Source organism: Sinorhizobium chiapasense (assembly GCF_036488675.1).
Classification (GTDB): domain Bacteria; phylum Pseudomonadota; class Alphaproteobacteria; order Rhizobiales; family Rhizobiaceae; genus Sinorhizobium; species Sinorhizobium chiapasense.
In genome coordinates this window covers 3,342,050-3,369,035 of record NZ_CP133148.1, presented here as the reverse complement: position 1 = coordinate 3,369,035, position 26,986 = coordinate 3,342,050, and the positions used below count along the sequence as shown (strand labels likewise).

Sequence of the window (26,986 nt, the reverse complement as noted above, 5' to 3'; positions counted from 1 at the left end):
GGACAATGACTTTTCCTTCTTCCGAACCCTCTGCTGGCGACGCTGCCGTCGTCTTCGACGGCGTTTCCAAGCGTTTTGCAGCGTCCGGCGAGAGCGGTGCCTTTACCGCCCTCAACAATGTCAGCCTCGCCGTGGGGCGTGGCTCGATCACCGGCATCATCGGCCGTTCCGGCGCCGGCAAGTCGACGCTGATCCGGCTGGTGAATGGCCTTGAGAAGCCGTCGAGCGGCAAGGTCCTCGTCGACGCCGTCGATGTGGGCGGGCTTGACGAGGCCGGCTTGCGCAATCTCCGACGTTCCGTCGGCATGATCTTTCAGCATTTCAACCTGCTCTCGTCTCGCACCGTCTTCGGCAATGTCGCGCTGCCGCTGGAGATTGCCGGCGTGGATCGCCGTGCCATCGAAGCGCGCGTGCGGCCGCTTCTCGACCTCGTCGGCCTCGCCGACAAGCACGCCCGCTACCCGGCCGAACTTTCCGGCGGCCAGAAGCAGCGCATCGGTATTGCCCGGGCGCTAGCGACCGAGCCGAAGCTGCTGCTTTCAGACGAGGCGACGTCGGCGCTCGATCCGGAAACGACCCAGTCTATCCTCGAACTCTTGAAGCGGATCAATGCCGAGCTGGGGCTGACCGTACTGCTCATCACCCATGAGATGGAAGTGGTGAAGGCGGTCACGTCGGATGTGGCCGTCATAGACAAGGGCGAAATCGTCGAACGCGGCCATACCTTCGACGTTTTCACTCATCCTAAGCACGAGACAACGCGTGCGCTCTTGTCCGGCCTGCCTGGCTCGAAGCTGCCGGATGCCGTTGCGCGTGGCCTGAGGCCCGCCGCGAGCGCCGGCGATCGTGCCGTGGTGCGCCTCACCTTCTTCGGTGCGACGGCGGAACGGCCGCTGATTTCACAACTCATCAAGTCGGTCGGCGCCGAGGTCAACATCATTGCCGGAACGATCGACGAAATCGGCGGCAAGCCCTATGGCTCGCTCGTCGTTGCCTATGCTACGGACGCGGAAACATCGGGCAGGGCGGAGCGGTTCTTCACCGAGAACGGACTGGTCACGGAGGTGCTCGGCTATGTCGCCTGATCTTCTGCTGCTTATAGGCAAGGCCACGCTCGACACGCTGCGCATGGTGGCGATCGCCGGCCTGATCGGCTCGCTGATCGGCCTGCCGATCGGCATTTTCCTCGCGACCAGCGGCAAGGGGGAGCTGTTTCCGGCGCCCAACTTCAACCGCATCGTCGGGCTGATCGTCAACGCAACGCGCTCGACGCCCTTCATCATCCTCGTCGTCGCTATCATTCCTTTCACGCGGCTTGTCACCGGTACCTCGATCGGCACGAAAGCGGCGATCGTGCCCCTGACCATCGCGACCATTCCCTTCTTCGCGCGGTTGGTCGAGGCGGCCATCCGCGACATCGACAAGGGGCTGATCGAGGCCGCCCGCGCCATGGGTGCGACGCCGACGCAGATCGTCTTCAAGGTGCTTCTGGCCGAGGCTCGTCCGGCGCTGACGCTGGCGCTCACCATGACCATCGTCAGCCTCATCGGCTATTCGGCGATGGTCGGCGCCGTTGGCGGCGGCGGTCTCGGCGATCTCGGCATCCGTTATGGCTACCAGCGCTTCATGCCGGATGTGATGCTGATCGTCGTCGTCGTGCTCATCGTGCTGGTGCAGGTCGTCCAGAGCGCCGGCGATGGCCTGGCGCGCCGGTTCGACAAGCGCAGCCGCAGGAACTGATCCTCCCAGGACTCCAAACAGCAAATAAGGAGACAATCATGAAAAAGCTTATTCTGGCGGCGGCCTTCGCCGCCCTTGCTGCCGGCACGGCGCTCGCAGAGACCATCAAGGTCGGCGTAACCCCGGGCGAGCATGCCCAGATCATGGAGAAGGTGAAGGAAGTCGCCGCTCCCAAGGGGCTCGACATCGAGATCCTCGAATTCTCCGACTATGTGGTTCCGAACCAGGCGCTCGCTGATGGTGAACTCAACGCCAATTCCTTCCAGCACCAGCCCTATCTCGACAACCAGATCGCCGATCGAGGCTACGATATCGTCAGCGTGGGCCTGACCATCACCACGCCGATGGGTGTCTATTCGAACAAGGTGAAGAGCCTCGACGAGCTGCAGGACGGTGCGACGATCGCCATTCCGAACGATCCGACCAACGGCGGCCGCGCGCTCCTGGTCCTCGCGTCGAAGGGTCTCATCAAAGTCAATCCGGATGCCGGGCTGAAGGCCACTCCAGCCGACGTGACGGAAAATCCGAAGAACATCCAGTTCGCCGAACTCGATGCGGCCCAGCTTCCGCGCTCGCTCGCCGATGTCGACGCGGCCGTGATCAACACCAACTACGCGCTCGAGGCCGACCTTCATCCCAAGGAGGACGCCATCGCCATCGAAAGCGAGAAGTCTCCGTATGCCAACGTCATTGCGGTGCGTGCGGCGGATAAGGACGCGCCCTGGGTGAAGACGCTCGTCGAATCCTATCACGACGACAGCGTCAAAGCCTTCATCGTCGATACCTTCAAGGGAGCACTCATCCCTAGCTGGTAAGCCTGTTCGTTGAACAGAAGAGCGGGATGAGGAAAAGTGTGAGCGGTTTTCCGCCCGCATCCCGCTCCAACTTATGATGGACCGCGCGCCGTACGTCGGCGCGCGGTTTTTCTTTGACCGCGAAATCCGCTTCGTTATCCTCCGGGCGTTTCCGGGAGGACATGACATGAGTGCTATAAAGGGTGGATGCCTCTGCGGCGCGGTGCGCTACGAGGCAAGGAACGCGCCTCTCTATTCCGGCTTCTGCCATTGCCGTGATTGCCAGAGGGCGACCGGAACCGGCCATTGCTGCTACATGATCTTCTCGCGTGCAGACGTCGGCTTCACCGGCGAGGTCCGGCCGTACCAGAAGCGGGCCGAGAGCGGCAACGTCACGATCCGCTACTTCTGCTCCACTTGTGGAAGCCAGATCTTTAGCGGCGGTCCGCCCGGTGACGATCGGTGGACGATCTATGCCGGCACGTTGGACGACACATCGTTGTTCCAGCCGACCGATGCGGTATTCACGCGCAGCCGCCCGCATTGGGACAGGCTTGTCATCGCTGTCGACGAGTGTGAAACGTTGCCGGGTTGACCGGCGCGGCGGGCATCTTCGAGCGGCCGAGATGCCCGGCAGGGGCAGTGGGGGATGTGCTCGGCTGACCAGTGGGAAATGCCCGCCGAGGCCCGAATGCCGCCTCAGCTTCCCAAATGCCGCTCGCCGCGCTTTTTCGCCAGTGCGATCTGCTTCTGCCGTTCGCGATAGCGCTCGCGGTCCTCGTCGGTGCGGGTCTCATGACAATGGATGCAGGAGACGCCTTCCTCGTGGAGAGGAGATAACAGGTCTTCCGCCGTCAGGGGCTGGCGGCAGGCATGGCAGAGCGTGTGCTCGCCTTCTGCGAGGCCGTGGGTAACGGAAACGCGCTCGTCGAAGACGAAGCATGCACCGTCCCAGAGGCTTTGCGTTTCGGGGATCTCCTCGAGATATTTGAGGATGCCGCCTTTCAGGTGATAGACCTCTTCGAAGCCCTGCTCCTTCATGAAAGCCGTCGCCTTCTCGCAACGAATACCGCCGGTGCAATACATCGCGATCTTCGGCTTGTTGTGCAGGCCGGTATTGTTGCGTACCCAATCGGGAAATTCGCGGAAGGTCTTGGTCTTCGGGTCGACGGCGCCGCGGAAAAGGCCGATCGCCGTCTCGTAATCGTTGCGCGTGTCGATCACCAGCGTGTCCGGATCGGAGATCAGCGCGTTCCAATCCTTCGGCTCGACATAGGTGCCGACCACCTTGTTGGGGTCGATATCCTCGACGCCCATGGTGACGATCTCTTTCTTGAGCCGCACCTTCATGCGCAGGAACGGCATCGCCGAAGCGCGGCTTTCCTTGTGTTCGAGACGGGTGAGTTCCGGCTGCCCACGCAGGTAGGCGAGTACCGCGGCAATGCCGTCGTCGGAGCCGGCGATCGTGCCGTTGATGCCCTCATGCGCGACGAGCAGCGTACCCTTCACACCGTTCGCGTCGCAGACCGCCTGCAGCGGCTCGCGGAAATCGGCAAAGCGCGGGAAGGAAACGAAATGGTAAAGCGCTGCCACCAGGAACTGGCCCTGTGCCTCTGCGCCTCGTGCCTCTGGACCTTGCGTCTTTGGGCGCGCTGTCGTGGATATGTCGGTCATGGGCTCCGCAAATACAGCTTTCGGACGCCAAGCGCAATTGCGGCGAATCGCACCTCAGATTGCGCCTTGCCTAAGATTGCCCCTCACCCCCGCACGCGGGGAGAGGCAAGTGGGAGCGCGCCGCAAGCGCCTTCGCCTCGTTTGCGGAGAGAAGCTGCCGGCAGACGGATGGGGGCAAATTGCCCGCGCGTGTGAGCTTCCGCTCTAGCGCCCTGCCTCGAGCCAGAGCAATTCCACCGTGCGGCTCTCGCTCTTCGGTTTGTCGAGGAAGACAGCCTTCGCCTGGCGCAAAGCGTCATGCCGCAATTGCTCTTGCCGGGCCATGACGGCGGAGAGCAATTGCGCCTGGTTCTGGCTGTCGCCGGCCAGTTCCGGCTGCTCGTTGATCAGCGACGTCAACGTCGCGAGGTCGTTCAAATGGCCGAGCACGTCGACCATCTCTTTCGTGTCGGCTCTTTTGGCCTGCATCGCCGAGGGCCATACCGCACGCAGCAGCGCCAGTTGCAAGCGATAGTCCTGCGCGCGCTTGCGCAGTTCGTGGAAGACTGCGGGATCGGTGTCACTCTTGCAGGCCGCCCTGGCGCGTGCAGCCCGCTTCAGCGTTCGCCGCCAACCCTTCTCCAGACGGCGCGCGGTTTTGCGCCTCCCGTCGTCGAAGGAAACATCGGCCAGCGCCGCAAGCGCCTCTTCGCAATTGGCGATGGTCGCCTCGATCTTTCCGTCCAGATCCGTTTCGTTCTCGGCGATCCGGTCGCGTCGTGCCGCCAGGATCGAGCAGACCTTGTCGAGCGCGACCTGCTGCTCTTCGCTTGCCGCATGGGTGCGCAGATAGTTGGCGTTCTCGACAAGCGCTGCCGCGTCGCGCACGTTCGAGAGATTGCGCGCCATGTCGCGGATGCGCGCATTTTCCTGCTTGTGGAAATCGGACGCGTCGGCGGAGACGAGCCGGTAGAGCGAACGCAGGTGCTTGAAATTCTTGCGGGCGTCGTGGATCGCCTCGTGCACGCCGTCCGGCTGATCCTGGAGGACCGTCACCGCTCGCTCGATCTGCTCGGCGCCGACGGCCCGGAAATCCTCAGTGAAAGGTCGGTCCGGATTGAACGCATAACTCATGATTGCGCTTCCAGCAGCCCCTCTGTAGCAAGCGCCTGGTTGGAATAGCGGCGGTCTCCGGTAATCTCGCGCCCCAGCCACTGCGGCAGCGCGGGCAGATCCGTTTCCCGCTTCATCTCGACCTCGGCGACGACAAGTCCCGCGAGCGCCCCTTCGTAGACGTCGACTTCCCAGGTAAAACCCTTGTGCGGCACGCGATAGCGGCGCTTTTCGATAACGATGCCGACCGCCTGGGTCAGCAGTTCGCGGGCGTCGTCCATGGGCAGATCGTATTCGTATTCGTTGCGGACCAGCGCCGACTTGCCGATCTTGATGGTCAGGCGCGCCCATTTGTTGCCATGGATTCGCACACGGACGGAGCGGTCTTCCATGGTGACGATGTATGCTTGTTGCAGTCTTATGCCCTTGTCTGCGTGCTCCTGCCAGCCGCTGGAAGCGACGAGAAACTTACGCTCTATCTCCTTCGCCATGGATTTCCCGCCATTTCGAGAGGTGGACCGCGGATAAGTTATCGTTTTATCACCAACGCTCAAGCCATCTCTTTGTTGCCGATGATATTTTATTTTCCGCTGTTATAAGGCGAGGTTGTGTTCACGACCTTCGGTCTCGACAAGGGCGGCCGGGGGGAGTATGCGAGGCGCAGCATTCAATCGTTTTAAAAGGGTGACCGGCATGAGCGCGAAAACCGACAAGCTTCTCTCCATCCTCAAGCTGCAACCGGTGGTTCCGGTGCTGGTCATCGACGATGCGGCGACCGCCGTGCCGTTGGCGCGGGCACTCGTCGCCGGCGGTTTGAAGGCGATCGAGATCACGCTGCGCACCCAGGCGGCGCTGGATGCGATCCGCGCGGTTGCCACCGAGGTCGAGGGCGCCGTCGCCGGTGCCGGCACGATCCTCAATGCCGGCCAGTTCGAGCAGGCGGTCGAGGCAGGATCGCAGTTCATCGTTAGCCCCGGCACGACCCAGGAATTGATCGAAGTTGCCAATGACCACGACGTGCCGCTGCTGCCGGGGGCGGCGACGGCGAGCGAAGTGATGGGGCTGCGCGAGGAAGGCTATCAGGTCATGAAGTTCTTTCCGGCCGAGCAGGCGGGCGGTGCCGCCTATCTGAAGTCGCTTTCCTCGCCGCTCGCCGGCACCCTGTTCTGCCCGACCGGCGGCATCTCGCTTGGCAATGCGCGTGACTACCTGTCGCTGCCGAACGTCGTCTGTGTCGGTGGCTCCTGGGTGGCGCCGAAGGAACTGGTGGCGAAGGGAGATTGGGCTGGCATCACGAAACTTGCCGCAGAAGCGTACGCTCTGAAGGGGTGATCGCGCGACGGATCAGACGCACGGCGCTTAGGGTAACCGAGATGTGCAACGGCCGGGCATTTGCCCGGCTTTTTCATCTTCGACGTGAATTTGTATTTTCCTCGCAACGTTCCTATGTCTCAATCCGCTGACAATGATGCCGGAGCGGGAGAGCTTTTTTTGCCGTCGCGGTAACCAAAGAGGAGCGAAGCCATGTTCGACGCGAAGAAGTTGCTGGATCAGTTCTTGGGTTCGCAGGTGCCGGGTGCCGGCGGCACGGTCCGCGACCGGGCCGACCAGGTGACGAAGCTCGCCAAAGACAATCCGCTTGCCACAGGCGCCATTGCGGCGGTTCTTCTCGGAACGAAGTCCGGCCGTCAGCTCGCGGGCAATGCGGCCGTGCTCGGCGGCCTCGCTGCGATCGCGGGGCTTGGCTATCAAGCTTACAAGAACTATCAGGCCGGCAAGGCGCCGGCCGCCGAACCGGCCGCGCAGTCGACGCCGGAACTCTTGCCGCCGCCGTCCGACTCCGGCTTCACGGCACCGGCAGCGGTGAGCAACGATTTTGCCCTGATCCTGGTGCGTGCCATGATCGCCGCTTCGCGTGCCGACGGCCATATCGACGAGACCGAGCGCGGCCACATCATGGACAAGCTGTCGGTTTCCGGCCTCTCGGCCGACGCGGCGGCCTTCCTCGAAGCGGAACTCGCCAATCCGGTCGATCTCGATGCGATCGTCGCCGCCGCCACGACGGAGGAGCAGCGCGTGGAGATCTACACCGCGTCGCGCCTCGCGATCGAACCGGAGAGCCGGGCAGAACGCGGCTATCTCGACCTGCTCGCCGGCCGTCTCGGGCTTCCCGACGCGCTCGTCGATCACATCGAGGCGACGGTTTCGGGGGCCAAAATCCCGGCCTGACCGCCGCGTGTGCCTTAACCGAATGCGCCGCCTCCTCGAGGCAGGAAGACGCGCGGCGCGCGATCGCTTCATGATTTCATCACCAGTTTGAATTTGTAACCGTTCCGCATCTGCCCTATCTGCGGAACAGACAAGGATTCGGAGTGGTTGATGCGCGATCTTTCCAACTGGAAGGGATGTCCGGCCCCGCGGCCGGTTTTCATCGAGGGCCGAAACGTTCGGCTGGAACCCTATGACCGTGCCCAGCACCTGAAGGCGCTCTGGGACGACGCCTTCGGCGGCTTGGCCATCAACCCGCTGCTGAAGTATTTCACCCAGGACGACTTTTCCGGCATCGAAGCATTCGACGCGTGGCTGACGGCGGCGCAGGAGAAATCCGGCTGGGTCACCGAAGTGTTCCGCGACAAGTCGACCGGCAAGGTCGTCGGCATGGCGAACTATATGCGCGCGGACCCCGCCAACGGCGTCGTGGAAGTCGGCGCCGTTGCGCACGGCCCTCTGATGGCGCGCTCGACGCTGTCGACGGAGGCGCAATACCTGATGGCTCGGCATGTTTTCGAGGACCTCGGCTATCGCCGATACGAATGGAAATGCCACAGCGAGAACCAACCGAGCCGCACCACGGCGGCGCGCCTAGGTTTCACGTTCGAAGGCATTTTCCGCCAGCATATGATTTCGAAGCACGCCAACCGCGATACCGCCTGGTTCTCGATCATCGACAGCGAGTGGCCGCTCATCAAGGCTGCATTCGAAGCCTGGCTGTCGCCCGAGAACTTCTACGGCGATGGCAGGCAGAAGCGGTGCCTCAAGGATATTCGCGCCGACATGAAGGCAAGGAGCGAACTTGAATCCGCCTGAGAAAAAGGAAAGATCCGCCGCAATCGCGGCCGCGGTTATTCTTGCCGCCGTCGCCGTCGGCTTCTTCGCCTTACCGTCGATGATGCTTTGGCTCGGCGATATTTCGCCATGGCTCGCCGCTGCCTTCGGCGCCCTCTTCGTCCTCGGCTTCTTCCTGATTTTCTGGCTGCGCGCCCGCTATCAGCACCGACGCGGGCCGTAAATCACCTACCCTCGGAAGCTAGTGCATCCCGCTTTCAAGTGGAATCACTGAAAGCGGATAAGATGCTCTAGAATCAAAGTGCTAGAGCGTCCTTTGTGCGTTCACTTGAACGCACGGCGCTCTAGTAAATCCTGGACTTGCTCTATCCCTGCAGTGCAGCCCCCAGCAGCACAAGTCCAAGCACCAGCACCATCGCGGCACCGGCGATCTCGATGCCGTTGGAAATGCGTGCGGCAGCCGAACCGCTCGAGGCGTAGCGGAGCGCGAAACTCTTGGCGGTGACGGCCATGGTGGCGAGGATGGAAACCGTGATCGCCGTGCCGATCGACATGGCGAAGACCGAGAGAACTCCACCGAGATAGAGTCCGTTCAAAAGCGCGAAGGAGAGCACGATCAAGGCGCCGGAGCAGGGACGCAGGCCGACGGCGACGACGGCGGACCAGGCTTCGCTCAGCGCAAAACGATCCCCCTTCAGCATGGCCGGGTCCGGCGCATGGGCATGCCCGCAGGTCGCGCAGACCTCGCCGGAAGCGTGGGCGTGATGATGGTGGTGACCGTCATGGTCATGATGATCGTGGTGGTGGCCGTGCCCCGTGTGCGCGTCGACGGTTGAGGCAGGAGCCGGGCGCCCCATCGAGCGCAGCTTGCGAAAGACCAGCCAGCCTCCGAACGCCGCGATCAGCGCGTAGCTTGCGACCTCAAGCGAGTGGGTGGCGTCGGTCATGCTGATCGATGAGCCGCGCAACAGGAGATAGACGGCGCCGATCAGGAGGATCGCCACTACGCCTTGCAGGATCGACGAGAGAAAGGAGAGAACGACGCCGCGGCGAAGTTCCGTCTCGTTGGCGATCATGTAGGAGGAAATGACTGCCTTGCCATGTCCGGGACCCGCCGCGTGGAACACGCCATAGGCGAAGGAGAGGCCGATCAGCGACCAGAGCTGCCACGGGTTCTCGCGCATGCCCTTGAGCGTGCCGGTCAGCATCCGGTAGAAGCCCTGCTGCTCCGTGTTCACCCAGGCAAAGAAACCGCCGAGGAAACCCGTCGTCTGGACCGACGGTTCGGCGGTGCCGATGCCGAGCGGCGACTGGGCCGCGGCCGCTGTTGCGGAAAGGGCCGCCAGCAAAAGCGCAGCCGCTAGCGGTCCGCCAATCCTGCGTGCGTTCAGCATGTGACCTCGATCCTCGTTGCAAAGAGCTTCGACATGTCGGTGCCGGTCGGGTCGTTCCAGAAGGCGTCGGTCAGGGTGTCCTTGTTTTCTGCGAGCACTTCGTCGGGATCGGGCCTGACCACCTTATGCTCGCAGGCCTCGATCTTCTCGCCGACGACCAAGAGATCGTTGTCGGTCGGGAAGTCCATCGCCGTGTACATCGTCGGATCGTAGACGCCGAAGGAGAGTTTGCCCTTGAGCGGCATCGCTTCTGCCGGCTTCACCGCGAAGATCATCAGGAGCTGGTTGTCCTTGTAGTCGACGGTAATGCTGTCGGGCTTGTTCACCTTCACGGATTTCCCGTTGTCGAGAATCGTCGTGTAGTAATTGTATTCCGAAAGAGATTCGAGAACCGTCTGGCCGACCTCCTTGAGCTCGTCCGGGTCGAGGGTCGCGTTCGAGTTCTTGTCGAAGTCGAGTACGACGCTTGCGGAAAACAGCTCGTCGAAGCGCCAGACGTTGCGCAGTTCGCCGATCTCGCCCTTGTCGTCGGAAACGATCTCCAACCGCGCTTCGGCGAAAATGTGCGGATGCGCGACAGCCAATGCGGGCGCGAAAAGCGTGGCAAGGCCGGCGATGGCGAGGCACTTTGTTCTCATGGGGTGGAATCCTTTTTCGGCGTCAGCCGCACGAATCGTCTTCGAAATGTACTGCAAATGGGACGGAATTGGGACTTGACGGCGCGTCGCCCTGCGCAGTCACCGCGAGCGGAACCAGCCGTGAAGGAAATCGACGAAGGTGCGCACCTTGGCCGGCAGATAGCGCCGATGCGGGTAGATCGCGTAGATGCCGCGGTCCTTGGGCAGAAAGTCATCGAACAACGTCACCAACTCACCGGACTGGATCTTCGGCCGGGCGATGAAATCCGGCACCGGGGCAATCCCGAGACCGGTCACGGCGGCGCGCGCAGACGCAAGCGGACTGTTGACTTCGATCGGTCCGCCGACCGGGACCGTGAAGGGAGAACCATCCGCCTCGACGAAGCGCCAGTTCGAATAGGATCGGCCGTTGGTGTCGAGAATGCAGGAGATTTTCGAAAGCTCGGTCGGATGCTTGAGCGGGCCGACCTTCTCCACGAAGTCCGGCGAGGCGCAGAGCAGCACCTGGAAGTCATCGAGCTTGCGCGCGATCAGCGTCGAATCCTCGAGCCGCGTGATGCGGATCGCCACGTCGAAACCTTCTTCCACTAGGTCGATGAAGCGGTCGTCAGAGACGATTTCGAGCGACAATTCGGGATGCAGCTTGCCGAAGTCGATCAGCGACTGGCCGATATCGGCATCCACGAATGTCCGCGGCACGGTGATGCGCAGCCGGCCACGCAGGTCGGAATTGTTGGCGCGCACGAGATCGGCGAGGTTGTCGATCTCCTTCAGGATCTCCGAGGCCGTGCGATAATAGGTGTGGCCGGCTTCGGTCAGCGAGAACTGCCGGGTCGTGCGGTTGAGCAGGAGGGCGCCGAGCTCGTCTTCCAGTTCACGCACATATTTCGACAGAAGCGCCTTGGATTTTCCGATGCGCCGGGCGGCGGCTGAAAAGCCTTCCGCGTCCACGACGTCGATGAAGGCACGGATACGGGTCAAGGTGTCCATGGGCTAACTTTCTTTCGTCTGTTCGCCGTGCTGATTCGGCCGCAATTGTTCGCCTGTCGAAGGATCGTGAATAACGCCGTGTCGCACGTGCTCGATCCGATGCGCCGCCTCTTAGCGCCGTCACCTCATGTGCTCGGAGCAAATCCAATAGATTTCAAAGATTTGGCGCATTCTTCCCGGCTGGCTCGATTGTTCAGTGAATGTGAACAACGACAATGTCGTCGGCTTCGGAAAAATTTCAACCGCGGAACGCAAAAAACTCTTGATTACGACAATGTTTTTTCTTACCTACCGCTTGCCCAAAGTCGCACGTGCCTGTGGGTGTCCGCCGACCCTCGAATAAGGTGAGGAAATCGGTAAGGTACCTGGAACTAACCCCTCCAGTCGCTATTCCGGCCAACCGGGAAATGCGAGGACATCTTGAAGCAACGACGGTGCGGGCCTTTCTGGTGTCTGCCGGCTTTCCAACAGCCGGGGTTACTGAAGAGGCACACCTTCATTGCCGGAAGTGCGGTTGGGATATCCCCTCCAATCCATGGCAGACAAAGACGAATCTTAGCCTTGGCGGGCTTCGATTCACCGTTTCGCGCATCGAGCGCATGCATGGTTCCGGGGTCTCCACCGGCTGGTTCCAGTGCAAGCGCGCGTACGCCCTTTGTCCTCCACAGTTGTGGAGTCTAATGGATCTGGGGAATATGGCTATGACCACTGCACGCATCATCGACTTCCTGAACACCCGACGACCCGAAGGCCCGTGCCTCGTTGTCGACCTCGACGTCGTGCGCGACAATTTCAGGGCCTTCCGCCACGCGCTGCCCGACAGCTCGATCTATTATGCCGTCAAGGCCAACCCGGCGCCGGAAATCCTGCGCCTTCTCGCCGGTCTCGGTTCCAACTTCGATTGCGCGTCCGTCGCCGAAATCGAAATGGCGCTTGATGCCGGTGCGACCGCCCAACGCATTTCTTTTGGCAACACCATCAAGAAGGAGCGCGATATTGCCCGTGCTTATGCGCTGGGCGTGTCCCTTTTCGCGGTCGACAGCCATGAGGAAGTCGAGAAGGTCGCGCGTGCCGCTCCCGGCGCCCGCGTCTTCTGCCGCGTCCTGACGGATGGCGAAGGCGCGGAATGGCCGCTGTCGCGCAAGTTCGGCTGCGTACCGCAGATGGCGGTCGACGTGCTCGTCTACGCGCATCAGCTCGGCCTCGTCTCCTACGGCGTGTCGTTCCACGTCGGCTCGCAGATGACGAAGCTCGATGCCTGGGATTCGGCACTTGCCGATGCCAAGCGCGTCTTCGTGCAGCTCGCCAAGCAGGGCATCGAGCTCAAGATGGTCAACATGGGCGGTGGCTTCCCGACAAAGTACCTGAGGGACGTTCCGTCGGCGGAAGCTTACGGCCAGGCGATCTTCGGGGCGCTGAAGAAGCACTTCGGCAACAACATCCCGGAGACGATCATCGAGCCGGGTCGCGGCATGGTCGGCAATGCGGGCGTGATCAAGGCGGAAGTCGTGCTCGTCTCGAAGAAGTCGGACAACGACAACCACCGCTGGGTCTTCCTCGACATCGGCAAGTTCGGCGGTCTCGCCGAAACGATGGACGAGGCGATCCGCTACCCGATCCGCACCGCGCGTGACGGCGATGCGATGGAGCCCTGCGTGCTTGCCGGCCCGACCTGCGACTCGGCCGACGTGCTCTACGAGAAGAACATGTATCCGCTGCCGATCTCGCTGACGATCGGCGACGAGGTTCTGATCGAAGGCACGGGCGCCTACACGACGACCTACTCGGCCGTCGCCTTTAACGGCTTCGAGCCGCTGAAGGCCTATGTGATCTGATCCTGCCTGCTCCCGCGCCAACTGCGGGAGCGGCGATTTCACAATTCATATCCGGTCCGCCTGAAGCGGTTTTGATGACGGGAGGCCCCGATGGCCGCTGTTGTTGATGCCATGCGCGCGTTCTTCGCGCCGTCCACCTTTGTGATCGACTCCGAAAACCCCGGCGATGTCGTCGCGCGTGAAAACCTGCTCGACCGTGCCATGGGTCCGGATCGCCGGCGCAAGTCGTCGGAAAAGCTGCGTCGCGGCCGCGTACCGGCCGAGGGCCTTGCCCTTGTCGCGCGTGACGAGGACGGTCACGTGATCGGCACGGTGCGCCTCTGGAATGTCGAGGCGGGTGTCGACCCGGAGGGCCATGGCGTGCCGGCGCTTCTTCTCGGCCCGCTTGCCGTCGACCCGGCGCATGAGGGCAGGGGCATCGGCGGCATGCTGATGCGTGCGGCAATTCAGGAGGCCAAGAGTCGCGGCCACGGGGCGATTCTGCTCGTCGGCGACGCTGCCTACTACGAGCGGTTCGGCTTCTTCGCCGAGCGGGCACAGCATCTCGTCATGCCGGGACCGTTCGAGCGCAACCGTTTCCTGGCGCTCGAGCTCAGGGGCGGCTGGCTCGATGGCGCCGCCGGAATGCTGGTGGCGAGCGGCCGCAAGCTGGCCCTGCCGCCGCTCAAGCGCGCCGCGTAACTTCGCCGTCTCCAACCCTGCGGAGGCGGATAACAAACAGCGCTCCTGCCGCGTCGGCGGGAGCGCTGTAGCGTTTTCGAGAGGGCTTGTTCGAGCGGCTCTCACGCGTCGGGCGTGAGCGGCTTCTTCGCGTCGTAACAAACGAAGGCAAGCTTGTTTCCGTCCGGATCACGCACGTAGGCTGCGTAAAAGCCATCGCCATACTGCGGGCGGAAGCCGGGTGTCCCTTCGCTCCGACCGCCCTGTTCAAGGGCGATTTCGAACATCCGCTCGATAACGTCCGCGCGTTCAACGAGAAAGGCCGTCATCGTTCCGTTGCCGATCGAGGCTTTGTTGCCGTCGAAAGGGTAACACGCGAAGAAGCGCGGAGCCCTGTCGTCATCCCGCCGGCCCCAGGAGGCAACCTGTTCGTCGCAATAGCAGCGCTCCTGGCCGATCAGGGCCATCAGCGGATCGTAGAATCGCTCGGCCCGCCTCAGATCCGTCGTTCCGACCATCGTGTACCCGATCATGCGTTGTCCTCGCTTCCCCGTGTCAGTTGGCGGCCCGTCGATAGAGTGCGAGCGATCCTGCCAGCGCCAACAGGGCGCCACCGCACAGCCGATCGAGCCAGATCGCTCCGGAACGTTTGAGGAAACGGACCGCCTGCGAACCGACCAGGGCGTAGCCGAACATCACCATCAGGTCGATCGATGCGAACACGAGGGCCAGGACGGTATATTGCGGCGTCTGCGGCAAGGCCGGCACGATGAATTGCGGCAGGAAGGCGGAGAAAAACAGATAGCCTTTGGGATTGGTGACCGCGACGAGGAAACTCTTGAGGAAGATCGTGCGTGCCGTGGCGGCGCCGGCTGGGCTCTTGCTGTCGGCGGCAATTTCCAGCGTGCCGCGCGAGCGCAGCAGCATGATGCCCAGGAAAGCGAGATAGGCTGCACCCAGCCATTTGACGACCGTGAACCAGAACTCAGACGCAGCCAGGAGCGCGCCGAGGCCGAGCGCCACGGCACCGATCAGCACGAAATCCGACAGGACGGCGCCGATCATGCCTGCCGTCGCCCGTTTCACGCCATAGCGCGAGCCATTGGTAAGCGCGAGAAGCACGGTCGGACCCGGAGTCGCGATGCCGATGAAAGCGACGAGTGCGAATGCAAGAATGGTGACATCGCTCATGGTGCCCTCCCTCGATAGGATAACTCCTCCCACAGCTTCGACGCGCGCGCAAGCGTCGGCCCGTCATGTACGGGAAGGCCGTTGCTGGGCCAATTGGCTTTCCGCTGCCGGCACCTTCTTCCCGCAGGTGGGGGGAGAAGGGCCTCGCGGCGCCGCCGATGCTTCTTCGTTTGACAGCTCCGACGGCCTCGCATAAGCAGGCGGAGGGTGAGGGCCCCAGCCGTCCGCGAGCTTCAAGCTTTGGTGAAGTCCCTCTTTTCGACACGGTCAAGCCGAAACGGCATGCGAACCGATGGCAATGCGGGCACCCATCCTGAAATTGCATGCCGCAACAGGAGACCCTGTCATGACGCATGAGAAACCGACGCTTCCCGCACTCGATGCGCTGAAGGACCAGGCGAGGCGCCTGCGCTCCCGGCTCGCGTCCGAGGGCGAGGCGATCAGCCACTCCAAATCGCTCGAACTCGTCGCCGCCCAATACGGCTACCGCGACTGGAATACGCTTCACGCCACCGCCGGCAACCGCCCGCCGTTCAATCCATGGATGCTGGGATCGCGGGTGAAGGGCCACTATCTCGGCCAGGCTTTCGCGGCGGAAATCCTCTCGGTTCATGCGATAGGCGCCGAGCCAAGGCGCTATCGCCTGACGTTCAAGTTCGATGAGCCGGTCGACGTCGTCACGTTCGATAGCTTTTCGGCCTTTCGCCAGCGGGTGACGGCCACGATAGACGAGACCGGACGGACGGTCGAAAAGACCGGCCGCATCTGGAACTTGAATGGTGAGGTGTGGTGGTGAAGCGGATTGCGGCTTGCCCCTCATCCGGCTGCCGCCACCTTCTCCCCGCAGGCGGGGAGAAGGGACTCGTGGCGCTGCGTTCATCAATCAGGGCGAACCGTGGTTGCGCGTCCCCTCTCCCGGCAAGCGGGGAGAGGGCTAGATGTGAGCTTTCAGGAGGTTGTCCATTCGGACCGGGGAGGTGCAGACCGCTACCCAGCAAGATCCACGACGCCGCAATCGCCGGCCGCCGACCCGAAGGCGAGCTGGCGGCCGTTCTTGCTCCAGGCCATGGCGGTGATCGCACCCTTGCCGGGTCGGCGCAGCAGCACTTCCTTGCTGTCGGCGAAGCGGGCCGCGAGGATCATGCCGTCCTCGTAGCCGATGGCGACGATGTCTTCGGCCGGATGGCAGGCGACGGTCGTCACCATGATGTTGCCGCGCGTGCCGAGCTCCAGCGGGGCCTTGCCCATCGGTCCGTCCTTACCCTGGAACGGCCAGACGATCGCCGCCGGTGCGCCGGAAGAGGCGAGCCACTTGCCCTTGGCCGACCAGGACAGCGACTTCACTTTGGCCGGATAGCCGGTCATGCGCATGTGGCGCGCTTCGGCCCCCGCTTTAGCATCGAGCTTCCATCCATGCAGCGCGTTTTCCTGCATGGAGGTGACGACGAAACGGCCGTCCGGGGAAAAGGTGACGCCGGTATGGGCGCCCTTCCATTCGAGATCGGCCGGCTGGCCGGCGATCGCCACCCAATGCATGGACACGCCATTGTAGCGGGCAACGGCGATACGCAGGCCCTTGGGGGCGAAGGCTATGCCCTCGACGGTGCGCTCTTCGGGAAAGTCCTTTGTCGTGCCGTCCGCCAGGCGAACATGGGTCGTCTTGCCATAGGCGTAGGCGACCGCGCCCTGAGGGCCGGCCGCGACCTGCGATATCCATTTGCGCGGCGCTTCTGCGACGAGGCTCATGCTGCCGTCGGCGGAGATGCGCATCACCTTGCCGTCCTCGCCGCCGGTCAGCAGGCTGTCGCTCGCCTCGTCATGGTCGAGCGAGAGCAGGCCATCATGGGCTTCAATGGTCTTGTGACCGTGATCGAGGTGATGGACGGTGCCGGAGGCTTCGGCGAAGAAGGGTGTGTCCTTGAGGAAGGCCACGCCGACGACGTGGCCTTCGAGGTCGAGCGGAGCGACTGTCGGCATCAGTTGGCCAGGCTCTCTTGTTTCAGCATGATCTTGTCGGTGATCATGCCTGGACCTCGCAGGCCTTGAAGGTGCGCTCGAGCTTCTCGCGGTCGAGATCACGGCCGATGAAGACGAGCCGGGTCTCGCGCTTCTCGCCGTCCTTCCAGGCGCGCTGGTGGTCGCCCTCGATGATCATGTGCACGCCCTGGACCACGTAACGCTCGGCATCCCCGGCGAAAGCAATGATGCCCTTCAGCCGCAAGATATTCGGACCATCGGTCTGGGTGATCTTCTGGATCCACGGGAAGAAGCGGTCGGGGTTCATCTCGCCGCCGCGCAGTGAGATCGACTGCACGGTCACGTCATGGATGGGTGACGGCCCACGGTCGTGGTGATGGTGGTGATCGTGACCATGGTCGTGGTCATGATGGTCGTGATGATGGTGGTGGTCGTGATCGCAATCGGGACCGCAGACATGATCGTCGTGCTCATCCTGATCGAGGAAGTGCGGATCGTTTTCGAGCGCCTTTTCGAGATTGAATGCACCCTGGTCGAGCACCTTCGTCAGGTCGATCTCGGAGCGCTGCGTGCGGTAGATGCGAGCGGACGGATTGATGACGCGCACCGTTGCCTCGATCCGCTCCAGCTCTTCCGGCGTCACGAGATCGGTCTTGTTCAGGAGCACGACATCGGCGAAGGCGATCTGGTCCTCGGCTTCGCGGCTGTCCTTGAGGCGCAGCGGCAGGTGCTTGGCATCGACCAGTGCGACCACGGCATCGAGCTCGGTCTTGGCGCGCACGTCGTCGTCCATGAAGAACGTCTGCGCAACCGGCACCGGATCGGCAAGGCCGGTGGTCTCGACGATGATCGCATCGAAACGGCCCGGCCGGCGCATCAGTCCCTCGACGACACGGATCAGGTCGCCGCGCACGGTGCAGCAGACGCAGCCATTGTTCATCTCGTAGATTTCCTCGTCGGACTCGACGATCAGGTCGTTGTCGATGCCGATCTCGCCGAACTCGTTGACGATAACCGCGTATTTGCGGCCGTGGTTTTCGCTGAGAATGCGGTTGAGGAGCGTCGTCTTGCCGGCACCGAGATAACCCGTGAGCACGGTGACGGGGATCGGCTTCTGCGTGGATGTTTCGGTCATGGGAGCCTCGAGGATTGGCGATGCACCGCGGGCATCTATGTCGCGTCCTCATATAGGAGATGAAGCGACGATGCGCAAATGGCGGCAGGCGAATTCACTGCCCGGATCCGGTCCGCCATCCGCCGAGCCGAAAGCGGTCAGGAAAGTTCGTCGACGTCGAAGGCTTTCACGTCCTCGAGCAGTTCGATGATGCCTTTCACCGCGTGGGCGAGAAGAATCTCACCGCGCGCGGCGGTCGCGGCGCGGGCATCGCCCGCGACACCTTGCCGGTTGAGGTCGGACATTTTCCAACCGAACGCATGCGGGCCATAGGCGCGCAGATGCTTGAACCGGGCGATGAAGTCGCTCTGGCGGGAGGGAAACCGCATGGCCCGCGTCATGTCCACCTTCTCGGGGTGGAGCGCCAGCATCACCGACGTCTCGATGTCGCCGCCATGGATGTCGAGTGCCTTGTCCTCGGCGCTGATCCAGCCCTCCGGCTGCCCGAAACGCGTCCAGCTCGTCGCGACCGCGAGCATGCCGAAACGCACCCGCGCCTCGGTCGCGACGATCGTCATCAGCGGCGAGTTGCCGCCATGGGCGTTCAGCATGACGAATTTGCGGATGCCGAGACGATGGAGATTTTCGGCGATCCCGAGCCAACGGCCGATCGCTTCGTCAAAGGCGAGCGTGCGCGTGCCGGACACGTCCATATGTTCGATCGAATAGCCGACGGGCTCGACCGGCAGGAACGTTACGGGGAGGTCCGCGGGCCGCGCGGCCGTGACACGCCGGACGATGCCCTCGGCAATCAGCCGATCGGTTTCGAAGGGAAGATGCGGTCCATGCTGCTCATGCGCGCCGAGCGGCAGCACCGCGATCCACTGCCGCCGCTCGGAAGGTGCGAGATCGGCGGGATTATCGTTCCAGTTAGGCTCGGGCATCGACATTTCTCTTCGGTTCTCCGTCCCGAGTGTCGTAAAATTGTTATTTGAGTCATACAGTTCGTAATCACAAGCTGTATTGCTATAACAGAGTGTACGGGATTCGGCGGGAGGTCCAATGGGCAAGAAGAGCAAGGCCGAAAAGAAGGGCAAGAACAGCAAGAAGAGGGACGAGCTTGCTGTCGAGCCGCACGATCTTGCTTCGGTTCTTGTACAGGCGGCGCGCTCGATGCGCACCGTGCTTTCCCGCAATCTGCTCGAAAGCGGCCTCTATGCGGGGCAGGACGGCGTCATGCTCGCGCTGGCCGAGACCGATGGCCTGACGGCAGGCGCGCTCGCTGCAAGACTTGGCGTCAAGGCGCCGACGATGACGCGCACCATCGGGCGCATGGAGGCGCAAGGCTTCCTCGAACGCCGGCCGGACGAGGAAGATGCGAGGCTGACCAAGGTCTATCTGACGGTGCCGGGGCGCGAACGGCTGCAGACGATTGCGGAGGCCGGTCAGCATTCCGAAAAGCTCGCCACGCGCGGTTTGACCGACAAGCAGGTGCGCACCCTCCTGAAACTGCTCAGGGCGGTCGACAGCAACCTGCAGGCGGCAAGGGCGCCCGATTGATCCGTGCCCCTGCGGTGACACTTCCCGATTGCGGCGATCATTTAAACAGTTTAAAGAAGATTTAAAACGGGCTGACGAGATCGGTGTATCAGGGGGAACATAGTGGCGCAAAAGGTCAAGCTTTCGACAATCGCGGAAACACTCGGCCTTTCGACGGCGACAGTATCCCTGGCATTGCGTGACAGCCCACTGGTGGCGACCGTCACCCGCGACAAGATCAAGGAGCAGGCACGCGCGCTCGGCTACATCTACAATCGCCGCGCCGCGAGCTTGAGGACATCGCGGTCCGGCATCATCGGCGTCGTCGTGCACGACATCATGAACCCGTTTTACGGTGAAATCCTCAAGGCGATCGAGGCGGAACTCGATCGCGACAAACAGACCTTCATCCTCTCCAATCACTACGATTCCGTCGAGAAGCAGCGCGACTTTATCGAGACGCTGCTGCAGCTTGGCGGCGACGGCGTGATCATGTCGCCGGCGATCGGCACCCCGCCGGAGGATATCCAGCTTGCCGAGGACAACGGCATGCCGGCGATCCTGATTGCCCGGTCGATCGAGGGACTCGACGTGCCGATTTTCCGCGGCGACGACGCCTATGGCATTTCGCTTGCGACCAATCACCTTATCGGCCTTGGCCACCGCTGCATTGCAATGGTCGGCGGCACCGACCAGACCTCGACCGGCCGCGATCGCTACCAGGGCTATGTGAATGCGCTGCGCAAGGCGAATATCGAGGTCGACCCCGACTTACGCATTCCCGGACCGCGCTCCAAGCAGGGCGGTTTCGAGGCGGCCGTGCATCTCTTGTCGCTGCCGCAAAAACCGACGGCAGTCGTCTGCTGGAACGATCTGGTGGCAATCGGCATGATGAACGGCATCGCCCGCGCCGGGCTTGTGCCGGGCGTCGACATTTCGGTCACCGGCTATGACGACCTCGAGGAAGCCTCGATCGCGACCCCGGCGCTGACGACAGTCTGGAACGGCCAGGCCGACGTCGGCCGCAGCGCGGCGCGGGCGCTTCTCGACAAGCTTTCCGGCAGCCACGAACCGGACGGGATTCATCTGATAAAGCCCGAGATGCGCATTCGCCAGTCGACCGGCCCACTCCGCGTGACCGCCTGAGAGCATCTTCCGAAAGGAATGACGATGTCCGAGGACCGTCCTAGAATTCTTGTGCCCGGCAAGATCAACCAGCGCATTCTCGACCGGCTCCCGGAGATGTTCGAGACGGTGCGCATCGAGCGCGCCGATGCGGCGTTGGTGACGCCAGATATGACGGATGTCGTCGGCGTAGCGGTGTCCGGGCGCCTGCCGATGGACTTGATGGATGCATTCCCCCGTATCGAGATCATCGCCAATTTCGGCGTTGGCTATGATGGTGTCGATGTTGCGCGCGCGGCGGCGCGAGGGGTTGTCGTCACCAATACGCCCGATGTCCTGACGGAGGAAGTTGCCGACACCGCGATCGGCCTGCTGCTCAACACGCTGCGCCGCCTGCCGCAGGCCGAGCAATGGCTACGGCAGGGCCGCTGGGTGCGGGAGGGGGCGTTTCCACTTTCGCCGCTCTCGCTCAGGGGGCGCAAGATCGGGCTTTTCGGCCTGGGGCGGATCGGCCTTGCGATCGCCAGGAGATTGGAAGCTTTCGCTGTTCCGATCGCATACCACACGCGCACGCCGCGCGAGGGGCTTGCCTATGCCTATCATTCGAGCCTCAAGGGGCTTGCTGAAGCCGTCGACACGATGATCGTGATCGTGCCGGGCACCCCGAGCACCCTGAAAGCCGTCAACGCCGACATTCTGGCCGCGCTCGGGCCGGATGGTGTGCTGATCAATGTCGGCCGCGGCTCGACCGTGGATGAGGCAGCGCTCGTTGCCGCGCTTCAGAATGGCATCATCGCCGGAACTGGGCTCGATGTTTTCGAGAAGGAGCCGCATGTACCGGAGGCACTGCTGACGCTTCCGAACGTGTCGCTTCTGCCGCATGTCGCCTCCGCTTCCGTGGCGACCCGCAATGCGATGTCCGATCTCGTCGTCGACAATCTGAAGGCCTGGTTTTCGACGGGAGAGGCGCTTACACCGGTCGTTGAAACGCCCTTCCGGCGCAAGGGTTGACAGAGCAATTCCAGGAAAAGTGTGCAACGGTTTTCCGCCCGGAATTGCGTGGGCTCAAAGAATTAGGTCATTTTATTGTTTCAACGAAACAATGAAATGATCCGGAAGACGAGATCAGGCCTTCGCCTCTCTATAGGCGCGCACCGCATCCCCGAAAGCCTTGAAAAGCGAGGCCGAAGGCACGTCCGTCCTCACCCAGTATTCGGGGTGCCATTGCACGCCGACGGCGAAGGCCTTGGCGCCGATAACCGACACCGCCTCGATCGTGCCGTCGTCGGCTACCGCTTCGACGGCAAGGCGCGGCGCGGTCGCGGCGATTGCCTGCCGGTGCAGCGAGTTGACCCTGATGCGACCGGCACCGAGAACGGGCGCCAGGCAGCTTCCTTCCTCGACGATCACGTCCTGGCGAATCCCGTAGGCAACGTCGAGTTCGGGAACGTCGGGCTTGCGATGATCCCAGATGCCGGGCTGGTCCTGAATTTCGGTCGCGAGCGTACCGCCCAGCGCCACATTCAGCTCCTGAATGCCGCGGCAGATCGCGAGCAGCGGAATGCCGCGATCAAGCGCACGGCGGATCAGCGGCAGGCTTGTGGCGTCGCGGCCCGGATCGAACGGACCGTCCGCATCCGTCGCTTGCCTTCCGTAGAGCGAAGGGTGCACATTGGAGCGTGCCCCGCTGGCGAGAACGCCATCCACACGGTCGAGAATCTCGTCGATGTCGTTGCCGGTTTCGAGTGCTGGAATGAGAAACGGCATGACGCCGGCGCCTTCGACGGCCGCGCGCACATATTGATGGGCGGCAACTTGCCAGACATTGCCGTCGAATTCGCGAAAATCGCAAGGGATCGCAACGACAGGTTTCGACATCATCAAACTCCGTTTCTGTTCGGAAAGCCTTGCAGTCAGATCTCGGTTAAAGTCAACTATCGAGAATCGCTGTCGACGATCCGCCGCTGGCGACTGGGCACATCTGGCAGGCTGCTGCATGTCTCCTTAAATCGACCTCGATTTAAGGACAAAGACATGCAGCAATTCAAAGTGCTACAGCGACCTTTGCGCGTCTGATAAGACGCGCGGCGCTGTAGGATAAGAACGGGGGAGGAATTAAGGGCATTTCTTCAAGGTCGGGTAACCATCTCATCGGGAAGCCGGCGCTGGTCGCCCACGCCAGTTGAAGAAATGTACAAGTCGCAAATACCTATGCGTGGTTGTAGAAAGCGGCTAATATTACCAGCCTTCTGCAATATTGGGTTGAATCGGTGCGTCTAGCGCAGTGCCGTTTTGTTGCTATCCTGCAATTCGGCAGATCTTTCGGGGGGTTAGGCGAAATCTTTCGTTAAGTCCTCGATCCTAACAATCCGGCAAACCCGGAGCTTGGTTCATGATGCCCAATGAACGGGGCGCTCTTCCGACAGATGTCTACCTGTCGTCTGTGAGTTCGCTCTATGAACATCGCCGGACGCTGGTGATCGGCATGCTGTCGCATGTCGTGACCTTCCTGCTTGTCTTCCTCAAGACCTCCGATCTCTTCTATCTGGTCTGCGCCGCGACAATCGTCGTCGTTTGGGCGCTCCGCAACCTCGACATGGCCCGGTTCGACCGGCAGGACTTTTCCTGCGCCGACAATGCCATGGTCAGAAAATGGGAGAACCGGTACATCGTCGGTGGCGTCAGCGTGACGCTGACCTGTGGCATTGCCTGCGGATATGCAATCGTCGTCAGCCAGGATTCCTTCGCGGAACTGGCATGCATTTCGGTGACGCTGGCGTCGATGATTTCGCTGGTGGGCCGGAACTATGGTTCCGAACGAGCGGTCCTCTTGCTGTCGTCATCGGCGTGCCTGCCGATCGTGATCGGTCTCTTGACCTTGCGGGACCCCTACATGCTCGTCCTGGCGGTACTGATACTGCCGTTTATCCTGACCACCTGGACGATGGCAAACAATGTGCGCTCCTTCCTTTACGAGAATGTCCTCGCCGCGCGGGAAATCTCGACCATTGCCGGGCAATTCGACGCGGCACTCAACAATATGACGCATGGGCTTTTCATGCTGGACGGCCACAATCGCATCGTGGTCGCGAATGAACGCGCCTGCGAGCTTCTGCGCCTCGGCGACAAGGCCGATCTTAAGGATCGCCTGCTCGACGAAGTGCTGCAGCGCGCCGCCGACCGCATGGCGCTTGGCGCGGATAACAAGGAGAAGATCGCGCGACAGCTCGACCTTCTGATCGAGGGAAAGCGCTCTCGCGCGCTGATCTCGACATCGCAAGATCTCTTCCTTGAGTTCTCGGCAAATCGCCGCGAGAACGGCGAGACCGTATTGATCTTCGAAGACGTGACGGCGCGCGTGCAGGCGGAGAAGCAGGTCCTGCAGATGGTGCGCTTCGACACGCTGACGGGGCTGCCGAGCCGAGACTATTTTTCCGAACTCGCCCACAATGCAATGGCTGCCAATGGCGGGCACGGACGCGAAGTAGGCTTTCTCCTCGTCGATGTGGCGGAATTCAAGCATGTCAACGATACGCGGGGGCATGTCGTCGGCGATAAATTGCTTCAGACGATTGCCGAACGCCTAAGGAGCCTCACCGGCGACGATGCGATTGCCGCCCGCCTGATGGGCGACGAGTTCGTGGTCTTCTTCCCCAACAAGGCAGATGCCTCCGATCTGGAGGAGCGGATCCGGGCCGTGCATGCCGGTCTGCGCGGCGTTTACGTGGCTGGCGGCTTCACATTCAACATGACCATGAGCGCCGGCTTCGTCATTGTGCAGAGCGGCGATTTCCGGTTCGAAGAACTGCAGATCAAGGCGGACCTGGCGCTCTCGGAAACCAAGGCAAGGAACAAGGGTGGCTGCACCGCCTTCGAAGGGGAGATGGACGCCCGCTATCTCGATCGCCAGAAGCTCAAGAGCGATCTGCGAGACGCGCTCAACGCAAATAGCCTGAGTCTGTCCTACCAGCCGATGTTCACGCCGGATGGATCGCGGATCGAATGCTGCGAGGCGTTGGCGCGCTGGACACATCCGGAGCGCGGGCCGGTGCCACCGAATGTGTTCATCCAGCTTGCCGAAGAGATGGGGGTCGTCACCGACATCACGCGCTATGTTCTGCGGCAGGCATGCAGGGACTGCACGAACTGGCCGGCAGACGTGTCGGTGTCGGTCAATCTCTCGGTCCTCGATCTCAGGGGCAACGAGATCGTCGGGATTGTCGCCGAGGCGCTCAAGGAAACGGGACTGGATCCGGCGCGGCTGCACCTCGAAGTGACCGAAAGCTGCCTGATGGACGAGCCCGCCAAGGTCCAGGGCATTCTCAGCGACCTGCACGAGCGGGGCATAACCATCGCCATAGACGATTTCGGCACCGGTTATTCGAGCCTCAGCTATCTCGATACGCTGCCTGCCGGCATCATCAAGATCGACCGATCTTTCGTCCGCAATATTCGCGAAGATGCACGACGCTTCAAGCTCCTGCGGGGGACCGTCAATCTCGCCCGCGCGCTTGGCCTGAAGACGGTGGTCGAAGGGGTAGAGACCGCGGACCAGCTCCAGCTCATCAACGAATACAACTGCGCCGATCTAATACAGGGTTTTGTCTTCGCGGCACCGATGCCGGCCTCCGCGATCGACGCCTTGTGCAAGCAAGGTGCACGGAAACGAGCCACGAAGCCGTCGAGCCAGCGCATCGCCTGAACGTCCCGCTGCACTTCGATCCAACGCCCGCGTCCGTTCCGCCATACCGTCCGCATCAGGCCTCGCCGAGGTTTGTCGGCCTTCAACCTCCGGATTCACTATTAAATTTAACCATTTGTTAAGGTTAATAAAAGGTTAAACGCAGTGTGTATCATTTTGTGGTTGCGAGCTCGTCAGCCGTCAATAGGTTAACCCTTTGTTAATTATGGGGGTCGACTGATGGGTGCTGATGGGCGCCAGGCGGAGCCTGGGATTTTTTCAGAGAAGTTGATGCAGCTGCTCGACCGCGTCGAATACAGGCGCGTCGAAACCGGCGAGGACATCGAAGACATCGCGCGGCTCAGGTACAAGGCCTACAAGGCCGTCAACCTGATGGAGCTGACGGGGTCGACGCTGATAGACGACCTCGACTTCGATAGTCATGCCTATGTGTTCGGCATCTATCTCGACGAGAACCTGGTCAGCACGGTGCGTGTCCACCATGTGACGCCCGACCATCGGGCAAGCACGTCCGGGATTATCTTCGGTCCGGAGATCGATACCTTTCTCGACGCGGGCATGGTGCTGATCGATCCGGGCAGGCTCGCGGTGGACCCGGAAGTGCTCGGTGACGAGATGCGGGCACTGCCCTATCTGACGCTCCGACCGGTTGCGATGGCCTGTGAATATTTTTCCGCCGACCGCTGCCTGACGGCTTGCCGGCCGCGCCATACCGCTTTCTACAAACGAATCTTTGCCTCGGAGACGATCGTGGCGTGCCGGGAAAACCTCGGCGTCTACAATGCCGACGGTGCCCTCTTGGCCGCGCGCGTTCGCGGACAGCGCCCCTCGATCCTCGATCGCTATCCGATTTTCGATTCCGAACCGTTCGAGCGCCGGATGATGTTCGCGGACCGCCACGAAGTGCCGTTCGCGCCGCTGACGATCCTGCCCACGGCGCGAATTGCGCAAGGCAGCTACGGTCGCGCTTACGCCCGTGCATTCGCAGGCGGCTGACCGGTCCGTCGGCCTCAGCTAACGGGACAGCGCAAACAGGATATCGTTTATGCCGCAGGTCTCGCGGGCGGGTTTTCGTTGCGCATGGCTTGCGCATTGTGTATGCGGAGCTAAAGGACTGTCCGCTCATCCGCTTGGCAGGCGGCTCCGTTCGTGGATCAAGGTTGAAAGGCGGACGTGGCCATTGGCCGCGCCGCAGCATTCTGGGAGAATTGGAAGATGGCAGAGCATCATTCGGGACCGGTCGAAACGGGCGCTCCGATGGACTATTCCGAGCATGAGAAGACCTACAACCTCTTCCTGAACGCAACGAAATACGGCACGCTGTTTTGCGCCTCGCTGCTGATCGCGATGGCTGCAGCCTTTTTCACGACGATGGGCTTCTTCAGCTCGCTCGTGCTGCTGATCATCCTCAATGTGGCCGGTTTCTTCTTTCTTCGCTAACCGGTTTCTCTGACA

The 26,986-nt window shown here is 62.1% G+C and carries 28 protein-coding genes and 1 pseudogene; 17 read left to right on the top strand and 12 right to left on the bottom strand.

What is annotated here, in order from left to right; translation table 11 throughout:
* The first annotated feature begins 5 nt into the window (after positions 1–5).
* From RB548_RS16205 to RB548_RS16190, 4 genes are all read left to right on the top strand, one after another.
* Positions 6–1,085, top strand: coding sequence for a methionine ABC transporter ATP-binding protein (locus RB548_RS16205; RefSeq protein WP_331372272.1), 1,080 nt, complete (start codon positions 6–8; stop codon positions 1,083–1,085).
* Positions 1,075–1,740, top strand: coding sequence for a methionine ABC transporter permease (locus tag RB548_RS16200; RefSeq protein WP_331372271.1), 666 nt, complete (start codon positions 1,075–1,077; stop codon positions 1,738–1,740). The genes RB548_RS16205 and RB548_RS16200 overlap by 11 nt, the downstream gene beginning before the upstream one ends.
* Positions 1,741–1,778: 38 nt before the next feature.
* Positions 1,779–2,555 (top strand): MetQ/NlpA family ABC transporter substrate-binding protein, encoded by a 777-nt coding sequence (locus RB548_RS16195; RefSeq protein WP_331372270.1) that lies wholly within the window; start codon positions 1,779–1,781, stop codon positions 2,553–2,555.
* Between the two features lie 166 nt (positions 2,556–2,721).
* Entirely contained in the window at positions 2,722–3,129 is a 408-nt protein-coding gene (locus RB548_RS16190; RefSeq protein ID WP_331372269.1) for a GFA family protein, read from the top strand.
* Between the two features lie 104 nt (positions 3,130–3,233).
* On the opposite strand, the gene trhO is transcribed toward RB548_RS16190, so the two are convergent.
* The 3 genes from trhO to RB548_RS16175 all read right to left on the bottom strand — a co-directional run bounded on the left by trhO (position 3,234) and on the right by RB548_RS16175 (position 5,791).
* Positions 3,234–4,208, bottom strand: coding sequence for an oxygen-dependent tRNA uridine(34) hydroxylase TrhO (gene trhO, locus RB548_RS16185; RefSeq protein ID WP_331372267.1), 975 nt, complete (start codon positions 4,206–4,208; stop codon positions 3,234–3,236).
* 204 nt (positions 4,209–4,412) lie between these two features.
* On the bottom strand, positions 4,413–5,321 hold the full coding sequence (locus RB548_RS16180; protein ID WP_331372266.1) for a CHAD domain-containing protein: 909 nt from the start codon (positions 5,319–5,321) through the stop codon (positions 4,413–4,415).
* Positions 5,318–5,791 (bottom strand): CYTH domain-containing protein, encoded by a 474-nt coding sequence (locus RB548_RS16175; protein ID WP_331372265.1) that lies wholly within the window; start codon positions 5,789–5,791, stop codon positions 5,318–5,320. Before RB548_RS16175 ends, RB548_RS16180 begins: the two co-directional genes overlap by 4 nt.
* Positions 5,792–5,993: 202 nt before the next feature.
* Here RB548_RS16175 and RB548_RS16170 point away from each other — a divergent pair, with 202 nt between their 5' ends.
* The 4 genes from RB548_RS16170 (at position 5,994) to RB548_RS16155 (ending at position 8,589) form a co-directional block, all read left to right on the top strand.
* Entirely contained in the window at positions 5,994–6,632 is a 639-nt protein-coding gene (locus tag RB548_RS16170; RefSeq protein ID WP_331372264.1) for a 2-dehydro-3-deoxy-phosphogluconate aldolase, read from the top strand.
* Positions 6,633–6,824: 192 nt separating this feature from the next.
* A complete protein-coding gene (locus RB548_RS16165) occupies positions 6,825–7,529 on the top strand; it encodes a tellurite resistance TerB family protein (protein WP_331372263.1) in 705 nt (234 codons plus the stop codon).
* Between the two features lie 150 nt (positions 7,530–7,679).
* The gene (locus RB548_RS16160) at positions 7,680–8,387 is read left to right on the top strand and encodes a GNAT family N-acetyltransferase (RefSeq protein ID WP_331372262.1); all 708 of its coding nucleotides are present in this window, start codon (positions 7,680–7,682) and stop codon (positions 8,385–8,387) included.
* On the top strand, positions 8,374–8,589 hold the full coding sequence (locus RB548_RS16155; protein ID WP_331372261.1) for a hypothetical protein: 216 nt from the start codon (positions 8,374–8,376) through the stop codon (positions 8,587–8,589). The genes RB548_RS16160 and RB548_RS16155 overlap by 14 nt, the downstream gene beginning before the upstream one ends.
* A 142-nt stretch (positions 8,590–8,731) precedes the next feature.
* Here the strand turns inward: RB548_RS16155 and RB548_RS16150 are convergent, their stop codons facing one another.
* The 3 genes from RB548_RS16150 to RB548_RS16140 all read right to left on the bottom strand — a co-directional run bounded on the left by RB548_RS16150 (position 8,732) and on the right by RB548_RS16140 (position 11,388).
* Positions 8,732–9,760, bottom strand: a complete 1,029-nt coding sequence (locus RB548_RS16150; RefSeq protein ID WP_331372260.1) for a nickel/cobalt transporter — start codon at positions 9,758–9,760, stop codon at positions 8,732–8,734.
* Complete coding sequence (locus RB548_RS16145) at positions 9,754–10,398, bottom strand: DUF1007 family protein (protein WP_331372259.1); 645 nt, start codon at positions 10,396–10,398, stop codon at positions 9,754–9,756. The genes RB548_RS16150 and RB548_RS16145 overlap by 7 nt, the downstream gene beginning before the upstream one ends.
* Before the next feature lie 99 nt (positions 10,399–10,497).
* On the bottom strand, positions 10,498–11,388 hold the full coding sequence (locus tag RB548_RS16140; RefSeq protein ID WP_331372258.1) for a LysR family transcriptional regulator: 891 nt from the start codon (positions 11,386–11,388) through the stop codon (positions 10,498–10,500).
* Positions 11,389–12,089: 701 nt separating this feature from the next.
* Here RB548_RS16140 and odc2 point away from each other — a divergent pair.
* Positions 12,090–13,223: an ornithine/lysine decarboxylase gene (odc2, locus tag RB548_RS16135; protein ID WP_331372257.1), complete on the top strand. Its 1,134-nt coding sequence runs from the start codon at positions 12,090–12,092 to the stop codon at positions 13,221–13,223.
* A gap of 90 nt (positions 13,224–13,313) precedes the next feature.
* Entirely contained in the window at positions 13,314–13,904 is a 591-nt protein-coding gene (locus RB548_RS16130; protein WP_331372256.1) for a GNAT family N-acetyltransferase, read from the top strand.
* A 101-nt stretch (positions 13,905–14,005) separates the two neighbouring features.
* On the opposite strand, the gene RB548_RS16125 is transcribed toward RB548_RS16130, so the two are convergent.
* Entirely contained in the window at positions 14,006–14,416 is a 411-nt protein-coding gene (locus tag RB548_RS16125; RefSeq protein WP_331372255.1) for a VOC family protein, read from the bottom strand.
* A gap of 22 nt (positions 14,417–14,438) precedes the next feature.
* Positions 14,439–15,074: a LysE family translocator gene (locus RB548_RS16120; RefSeq protein WP_331372254.1), complete on the bottom strand. Its 636-nt coding sequence runs from the start codon at positions 15,072–15,074 to the stop codon at positions 14,439–14,441.
* A 346-nt stretch (positions 15,075–15,420) separates the two neighbouring features.
* Between RB548_RS16120 and RB548_RS16115 the strand changes: the two are divergent.
* Positions 15,421–15,857: pseudogene (locus RB548_RS16115) on the top strand (glyoxalase superfamily protein).
* Between the two features lie 204 nt (positions 15,858–16,061).
* Here RB548_RS16115 and RB548_RS16110 read toward each other — a convergent pair.
* From RB548_RS16110 to RB548_RS16100, 3 genes are all read right to left on the bottom strand, one after another.
* The gene (locus tag RB548_RS16110; RefSeq protein WP_331372253.1) at positions 16,062–17,051 is read right to left on the bottom strand and encodes a WD40 repeat domain-containing protein; all 990 of its coding nucleotides are present in this window, start codon (positions 17,049–17,051) and stop codon (positions 16,062–16,064) included.
* Positions 17,052–17,094: 43 nt separating this feature from the next.
* Positions 17,095–18,186, bottom strand: a complete 1,092-nt coding sequence (locus RB548_RS16105; RefSeq protein ID WP_331372252.1) for a CobW family GTP-binding protein — start codon at positions 18,184–18,186, stop codon at positions 17,095–17,097.
* A gap of 137 nt (positions 18,187–18,323) precedes the next feature.
* Positions 18,324–19,115 carry a creatininase family protein gene (locus RB548_RS16100; RefSeq protein WP_331372251.1) on the bottom strand — a complete coding sequence of 264 codons (792 nt, stop codon included), beginning with the start codon at positions 19,113–19,115 and terminating at the stop codon, positions 18,324–18,326.
* A gap of 112 nt (positions 19,116–19,227) precedes the next feature.
* On the opposite strand from RB548_RS16100, the gene RB548_RS16095 reads away from it, so the two are divergent.
* From RB548_RS16095 to RB548_RS16085, 3 genes are all read left to right on the top strand, one after another.
* Positions 19,228–19,725, top strand: a complete 498-nt coding sequence (locus RB548_RS16095) for a MarR family winged helix-turn-helix transcriptional regulator (protein ID WP_331372250.1) — start codon at positions 19,228–19,230, stop codon at positions 19,723–19,725.
* 102 nt (positions 19,726–19,827) lie between these two features.
* Positions 19,828–20,850 (top strand): LacI family DNA-binding transcriptional regulator, encoded by a 1,023-nt coding sequence (locus RB548_RS16090; RefSeq protein ID WP_283961279.1) that lies wholly within the window; start codon positions 19,828–19,830, stop codon positions 20,848–20,850.
* 24 nt (positions 20,851–20,874) lie between these two features.
* Complete coding sequence (locus RB548_RS16085) at positions 20,875–21,840, top strand: 2-hydroxyacid dehydrogenase (protein WP_331372249.1); 966 nt, start codon at positions 20,875–20,877, stop codon at positions 21,838–21,840.
* A 114-nt stretch (positions 21,841–21,954) separates the two neighbouring features.
* Here RB548_RS16085 and RB548_RS16080 read toward each other — a convergent pair whose 3' ends face one another.
* Entirely contained in the window at positions 21,955–22,707 is a 753-nt protein-coding gene (locus tag RB548_RS16080; protein WP_331372248.1) for a gamma-glutamyl-gamma-aminobutyrate hydrolase family protein, read from the bottom strand.
* A 514-nt stretch (positions 22,708–23,221) separates the two neighbouring features.
* Between RB548_RS16080 and RB548_RS16075 the strand changes: the two genes are divergently transcribed.
* The 3 genes from RB548_RS16075 (at position 23,222) to RB548_RS16065 (ending at position 26,971) form a co-directional block, all read left to right on the top strand.
* Entirely contained in the window at positions 23,222–25,531 is a 2,310-nt protein-coding gene (locus RB548_RS16075) for a putative bifunctional diguanylate cyclase/phosphodiesterase (protein WP_331372247.1), read from the top strand.
* Positions 25,532–25,750: 219 nt separating this feature from the next.
* On the top strand, positions 25,751–26,527 hold the full coding sequence (locus tag RB548_RS16070; RefSeq protein ID WP_331372246.1) for an N-acyl amino acid synthase FeeM domain-containing protein: 777 nt from the start codon (positions 25,751–25,753) through the stop codon (positions 26,525–26,527).
* 219 nt (positions 26,528–26,746) lie between these two features.
* Complete coding sequence (locus RB548_RS16065) at positions 26,747–26,971, top strand: aa3-type cytochrome c oxidase subunit IV (RefSeq protein WP_331372245.1); 225 nt, start codon at positions 26,747–26,749, stop codon at positions 26,969–26,971.
* Positions 26,972–26,986 lie beyond the last annotated feature (15 nt).

Excerpts from the sequence above, each read along its gene's own strand:
- RB548_RS16075 (WP_331372247.1), top strand. The coding sequence starts at position 23,222 with ATGATGCCCAATGAACGGGGCGCTCTTCCGACAGATGTCTACCTGTCG.
- RB548_RS16160 (WP_331372262.1), top strand. The coding sequence starts at position 7,680 with ATGCGCGATCTTTCCAACTGGAAGGGATGTCCGGCCCCGCGGCCGGTT.
- RB548_RS16105 (WP_331372252.1), bottom strand. The coding sequence starts at position 18,186 with ATGACCGAAACATCCACGCAGAAGCCGATCCCCGTCACCGTGCTCACG.
- RB548_RS16095 (WP_331372250.1), top strand. The coding sequence starts at position 19,228 with ATGGGCAAGAAGAGCAAGGCCGAAAAGAAGGGCAAGAACAGCAAGAAG.
- RB548_RS16180 (WP_331372266.1), bottom strand. The coding sequence starts at position 5,321 with ATGAGTTATGCGTTCAATCCGGACCGACCTTTCACTGAGGATTTCCGG.
- RB548_RS16200 (WP_331372271.1), top strand. The coding sequence starts at position 1,075 with ATGTCGCCTGATCTTCTGCTGCTTATAGGCAAGGCCACGCTCGACACG.
- RB548_RS16140 (WP_331372258.1), bottom strand. The coding sequence starts at position 11,388 with ATGGACACCTTGACCCGTATCCGTGCCTTCATCGACGTCGTGGACGCG.
- RB548_RS16100 (WP_331372251.1), bottom strand. The coding sequence starts at position 19,115 with ATGTCGATGCCCGAGCCTAACTGGAACGATAATCCCGCCGATCTCGCA.
- RB548_RS16175 (WP_331372265.1), bottom strand. The coding sequence starts at position 5,791 with ATGGCGAAGGAGATAGAGCGTAAGTTTCTCGTCGCTTCCAGCGGCTGG.
- RB548_RS16150 (WP_331372260.1), bottom strand. The coding sequence starts at position 9,760 with ATGCTGAACGCACGCAGGATTGGCGGACCGCTAGCGGCTGCGCTTTTG.
- RB548_RS16170 (WP_331372264.1), top strand. The coding sequence starts at position 5,994 with ATGAGCGCGAAAACCGACAAGCTTCTCTCCATCCTCAAGCTGCAACCG.
- RB548_RS16205 (WP_331372272.1), top strand. The coding sequence starts at position 6 with ATGACTTTTCCTTCTTCCGAACCCTCTGCTGGCGACGCTGCCGTCGTC.
- odc2 (WP_331372257.1), top strand. The coding sequence starts at position 12,090 with ATGACCACTGCACGCATCATCGACTTCCTGAACACCCGACGACCCGAA.
- RB548_RS16130 (WP_331372256.1), top strand. The coding sequence starts at position 13,314 with ATGGCCGCTGTTGTTGATGCCATGCGCGCGTTCTTCGCGCCGTCCACC.
- trhO (WP_331372267.1), bottom strand. The coding sequence starts at position 4,208 with ATGACCGACATATCCACGACAGCGCGCCCAAAGACGCAAGGTCCAGAG.
- RB548_RS16065 (WP_331372245.1), top strand. The coding sequence starts at position 26,747 with ATGGCAGAGCATCATTCGGGACCGGTCGAAACGGGCGCTCCGATGGAC.
- RB548_RS16190 (WP_331372269.1), top strand. The coding sequence starts at position 2,722 with ATGAGTGCTATAAAGGGTGGATGCCTCTGCGGCGCGGTGCGCTACGAG.
- RB548_RS16195 (WP_331372270.1), top strand. The coding sequence starts at position 1,779 with ATGAAAAAGCTTATTCTGGCGGCGGCCTTCGCCGCCCTTGCTGCCGGC.
- RB548_RS16145 (WP_331372259.1), bottom strand. The coding sequence starts at position 10,398 with ATGAGAACAAAGTGCCTCGCCATCGCCGGCCTTGCCACGCTTTTCGCG.
- RB548_RS16070 (WP_331372246.1), top strand. The coding sequence starts at position 25,751 with ATGGGTGCTGATGGGCGCCAGGCGGAGCCTGGGATTTTTTCAGAGAAG.
- RB548_RS16120 (WP_331372254.1), bottom strand. The coding sequence starts at position 15,074 with ATGAGCGATGTCACCATTCTTGCATTCGCACTCGTCGCTTTCATCGGC.
- RB548_RS16110 (WP_331372253.1), bottom strand. The coding sequence starts at position 17,051 with ATGCCGACAGTCGCTCCGCTCGACCTCGAAGGCCACGTCGTCGGCGTG.
- RB548_RS16085 (WP_331372249.1), top strand. The coding sequence starts at position 20,875 with ATGTCCGAGGACCGTCCTAGAATTCTTGTGCCCGGCAAGATCAACCAG.
- RB548_RS16165 (WP_331372263.1), top strand. The coding sequence starts at position 6,825 with ATGTTCGACGCGAAGAAGTTGCTGGATCAGTTCTTGGGTTCGCAGGTG.
- RB548_RS16080 (WP_331372248.1), bottom strand. The coding sequence starts at position 22,707 with ATGTCGAAACCTGTCGTTGCGATCCCTTGCGATTTTCGCGAATTCGAC.
- RB548_RS16125 (WP_331372255.1), bottom strand. The coding sequence starts at position 14,416 with ATGATCGGGTACACGATGGTCGGAACGACGGATCTGAGGCGGGCCGAG.